1 protein-coding gene is annotated in these 1220 nt (G+C 60.2%); it reads right to left on the reverse strand.

From position 1 onward, the window contains the following. The coding region (locus AC1DWZ_RS23935) for a calcium-binding protein (protein ID WP_477171478.1) at window positions 1–1220 on the reverse strand (1220 nt) is incomplete at both ends.

Raw genomic sequence — 1220 nt, forward strand, 5'->3', positions numbered from 1 at the left:
ATGATGATATTGACCTGACCATTGCCGGTGCCGCCGATATGGCCGACATCGGTCAGCGTCAGATTTTCGACATTGGCGCCCAGCGTGAAAGTGACCGACGATCTCACCAGATCGGTGCCTTCGTTGAGGCCCTCGCTTACCGTGTCGCCACTGTTGTCGACGACGTAGATGTCGTTGCCCTTGCCGGCTGCCATCGCGTCCTGGCCACCCTGGCCATCCAGCGTGTTGGCACCGTCATTGCCGGTGAGCTCGTTGGCAAGCGCATTGCCGGTCCCGTTGATGGCCCCCGTGCCGGTCAGGACCAGCTTCTCCAGGCCATTGCCCAGTACATAGCTGATCGACGCCTTCACTAGATCTTCGCCGCTGGTGCCGTCCTCGATCGCTTTGTCCCCGATATTGTCGACGACATAGATGTCGTCACCATCGCCACCGGTCATTTTGTCAAGCCCGGCACCGCCATCGAGAAGGTCGTTGTCCGCACCGCCATTCAGTTCGTCATTGCCGGCATTGCCATAGAGCTGATCATCGCCAGCGCCACCGGACAGCTTGTCGATCCCCGAACCGCCCTTGACGATGTTGTCTTCCGCTGTCGCCGTGAACGACCAGGCCGCAGAACCCGTATAGGTGTAGTGCTCGATACCAGCGACCGAGGCCGCGATCAGCTGGCTGCTGCGGATCTCGTCGCCACTGTCATTGCCGGTCTCGTCCACCACATCGCCGAGCGAATCCAGAATGTAAGTATCATTGCCCTTGCCGCCTTGCAGAAGATCGTTGCCAGCGCCACCATCGAGGATGTTGTTGCCATCATTGCCGGTGATCGTGTTGGCGAGTGCATTGCCGGTGCCGTTGATGTTGGCCGTGCCCGTCAGGGTCAGGTGATCGACATTGGCGAGTGCCGCCAGGCTGAAGGTGATACTGCTCTCGACCCTGTCGATGCCGCCGGTCGCGTTCGCAAGGCTCTCCACCACCTTGTCGCCGATATTGTCGACCACATAGGTATCGTTGCCCTTGCCACCGGTCAGCGTGTCGGCGCCCGCACCGCCATCCAGCCGGTTGTTACCGTCGTTGCCGATGATGATATTGACCTGACCATTGCCGGTGCCGCCGATATGGCCGACATCGGTCAGCGTCAGATTTTCGACATTGGCGCCCAGCGTGAAAGTGACCGACGATCTCACCAGATCGGTGCCTTCGTTGAGGCCCTCGCTTACCGTGTCGCC

It is taken from the genome of Dongia sp. P2_B8 (assembly GCF_056404715.1).